Genomic DNA, 3,489 nt, shown 5'->3' with positions numbered 1-3,489 from the left:
GGTCACCGTTCCGACACGCCCGCTAACGTGGAGGGCATGGTCTTGTCTCAGCGCCGAGTGGGCGCTTCCGGTCTTCTCGTGTCATCCACCGGCCTCGGCTGCAACAACTTCGGTCGAGCGGGGACGGTGACCGAGACGCTCTCCGGCACGAGAGAGGTGATCGACGCGGCACTCGCCAACGGCATCACGTTCTTCGACACCGCTGACATGTACGGTGCCGTGGCCGGCGCGAGTGAGGCGCTGATGGGTGAAGCCCTCGAGGGGCGTCGAGACCGTGTGGTGCTGGCCACGAAGTTCGGCCAGGAACGGGACATGGGCTACGAGTTCCCCGCGGCCCGTGGTTCTCGCCGCTACGTCCGGCGGGCGGTGGAGGAGTCGCTGCGGCGGCTTCGAACCGACTGGATCGACCTGTACCAGCTGCATCTGCCGGACCCGGAGACGCCGATCGCCGAGACGACGGACGCCCTCGACGAGCTCGTGCGTGAAGGCAAGATCCGCTACTACGGGCACTCGAATTTCACCGGATGGCAGATCGCCGAAGCGGAGTTCACGTCCCGCGCGCGATCTTCGGGCAGATTCATCTCCGCACAGAACCACTACTCCCTGCTCGCGCGCGCGGCCGAACGCGAGGTGCTGCCGGCCGTGGAGAGATACGCCCTGGGCTTCTTCCCGTACTTTCCGCTGCACAACGGACTCCTCTCGGGCAAGTTCACGCGCGACGGGGGACCGGCCTCGAGCCGCATCATGTCCACGCGTCGCCATGTCTGGGAGAACGCGCCCTGGGATGCCATCGACACCTTCCGCGACTTCTGCGACGAGCACGGCATAACGATGTTGGAGGCTTCCTTCGGTTGGCTTCTCTCGCGGCCGGCGGTTTCCAGCGTCATAGCCGGTGCGACGACACCCGAGCAGGTAGAAGCGAACGCGGCAGCGGGTGATTCGTGGCGTCCGAGCGTCGAAGACGAGAAGATCATCGACGAGCTGTTCCCTCTGCCGGCCGACCCGGGCGCCCGGGTGTGATCGCGGTGCGGGGGAGTTCTACTACGATGTGTGAGTATCCTGCGGACGCCCGACCCGTCGCAGATCCATCGGAGGCAGCACGTGGCTGAGACGAAGACGCATCGCGTCACGGTTGCGCAGCGCGCATTGCTGCTGTCCTGGGCAGGGGTCACCGATCTCGGTCGTCGTCGAGAGACGAATCAGGATGCGTTCCTTGCGGAGTTCCCCCTGTTCGTCGTCGCGGACGGCATGGGCGGCCACGCGGGTGGAGAGATCGCGAGCCGCAGCACGGTAGAGCGGCTTCAAGCCGTCGTCTCCGCGGGCGATGTCAACGGTCCTGCGATTGAGAAAGCGCTCGAACAGGCGGTGGGCGACATCGCCGACCACCCCGAGACGACCGACGAGGGCACCGGTACCACTCTCACCGGCGTCTTCTTCGCGATCACGGGCGATCAAGCCCAGTGGGTGGCCCTGAACATCGGGGATTCCCGGGTCTACCTTCTTCGCGATGACCGCCTCGTCCAGGTCACGACAGATCATTCGGTCGTGCAGGAGCTGATCACGGCGGGCAAGCTCAGTCCCGAGGAGGCCGAAGGGCACCCGTACAGCAACGTGATCACGAGGGCGGTGGGTGCGAGCGAGCTCACGGCGCCGGACTACGTGACGATCGACGTGCGCGCCGGCGATCGATTCGTCATCTGCTCCGACGGGCTCACCAAGGAGCTCACCGATTACGGGATCCAGCACTTCCTCAGGGAGCACCGCGATCCGGGCCACAGTGTGGACGCCATGCTCGCCGCGGCGTTGGAGAATGGCGGGCGTGACAACGTGACACTCATCATCGTGCAGGTTGAAGACGAGGACGACTCGTCCTCCCCAGTCGAAGACACGACGGAGTAGCCGCGGGGCGCTGTGGACAGCGCCGTTCTCCGGAACGGCATGCGATCCACTGGACGCATGGAACCCCTCCCGATCGTGCTCCCGTCGGCCCCGGTGCCGTTGCGCCGTGCTCCACTCCCTTTCATGGCGGCGATCGTCCCGATAGCCGCAGGGGTCGTGCTCTGGCTGATCACCGGATCCGTGTTCGCGCTGTGCTTCGCCGCGCTGGGACCGTTGATGATCGTGGCATCGTTCGCGGACGCGGCGCGCAACCGGCGACGTGAACGTCGGCGCGGCGCTGCGCAGTCCGAGCAGGACTGGGCGGCGGCCGAGGCCGAACTCGTACTCCGCCACAGGGAGGAGCGTGAGACCCGGTGGCTCCGCCACCCCGATACCGCGGCGAGTCTCCTGCAGCCTCCCCTCCGTGGAGCGGAGTCGCCGGATAGTGCAACCGCCCTCGTGGTGGGGGCCGGGAGTGCGCCGAGCGGAGTCCGGTGCAGCGGGGGCGAAGACGGTCGTGGTCGTGAGTTCCGCGACCGTTGCGGAGTGCTCGACGACGCCCCGATCGTCGTGCCGCTGGGCGGAGGAGTGTGTCTGCGCGGCGCGCGGCCGGTGATCGTCGCCGCGGCGCGCGCGCTCCTGCTGCAACTGAGTCTTCGCTTCAGCGCGGCGCAGCTGTCGCTCGTGGGCGCTGAACTCCGCGAGTGCGGGCTGGACGCGCTGCCGCATGCGCGGCGCGCGCGCAGGGGTGGCTTCCGGGTCGGGATCGGGTCGGGCGACGCGATCCGGATGGATGCCGATGCCGTGGTCTGGTTGGCGCCGGCCGACGCCGAGGTTCCGGCGGGGATCACGACGGTGATCGACATCATCGAACCAGGACGTGCCCGGCTGCGCACCCCTCAGGGCACCGCCGTCGTCTCCGTCGAGTGCGTCTCACTCGCACAAGCGGGGATCATCGCTCGCGAGCATGTGTCGGCGGCCGGCGAGATCGATGTGCTTCCCGACTCCGTCGTTCTGCACGAGCTGGAGCAGCCACGCCCAGGCGACGGTCTGGCCGCCGCCATCGGTCGGAACGAGCACGGACAGCTGGTCGTCGACATCGTCGAAGACGGTCCTCACGCCATCGTGACGGGAACGACGGGCACCGGCAAGAGCGAGCTTCTGGTCAGCTGGGTCACCGCCATCTCCGCGGTCTACGGGCCGGACCGAGTGACATTCGTGCTCGCGGACTTCAAAGGGGGGACCGCATTCGAGCCGTTGCGCGGGTTGCGGCAGGTCGCAGCGGTCATCACGGATCTCGATGAGGGCGGTGCCCGGCGAGGCGTCTCCAGTCTCACCGCCGAGCTTCGCCGTCGGGAAGGCGTTCTCGCTGAAGCAGGCGCCCGGGACGTTCGAGAGGTCGGTATGCCGCGGTTGGTCATCGTCGTCGATGAATTCGCGGCGCTGCTGGCGGAGCATCCCGACCTGGGGGCTGTCTTCACCGACGTCGCCGCACGGGGGCGGGCGCTGGGCATGCACCTCATCCTCGGCACACAACGCGCTGCCGGAGTCGTGAGGGATGCGCTGGCGGCCAACTGTCCGCTCCGAGTCAGTCTGCGGGTCGGGGATGCC

Annotated in this window: 3 protein-coding genes; all 3 read left to right on the top strand. The window is 67.8% G+C overall.

What is annotated here, in order from left to right; translation table 11 throughout:
- Positions 1-36: 36 nt before the first annotated feature.
- On the top strand, positions 37-1,020 hold the full coding sequence (locus ACNPM4_RS14050) for an aldo/keto reductase (RefSeq protein ID WP_029261857.1): 984 nt from the start codon (positions 37-39) through the stop codon (positions 1,018-1,020).
- 81 nt (positions 1,021-1,101) lie between these two features.
- Positions 1,102-1,899, top strand: coding sequence for a PP2C family protein-serine/threonine phosphatase (locus ACNPM4_RS14045; protein ID WP_417504939.1), 798 nt, complete (start codon positions 1,102-1,104; stop codon positions 1,897-1,899).
- A 57-nt stretch (positions 1,900-1,956) separates the two neighbouring features.
- Positions 1,957-3,489 (top strand): FtsK/SpoIIIE domain-containing protein (locus tag ACNPM4_RS14040; protein ID WP_448986062.1); only part of this gene is annotated, 1,533 nt, incomplete at its 3' end.

The organism is Microbacterium umsixpiens (genome assembly GCF_053543675.1).
Note: the sequence above shows the minus strand (reverse complement) of the source record. Positions and strands in the feature narration are given on the sequence as shown.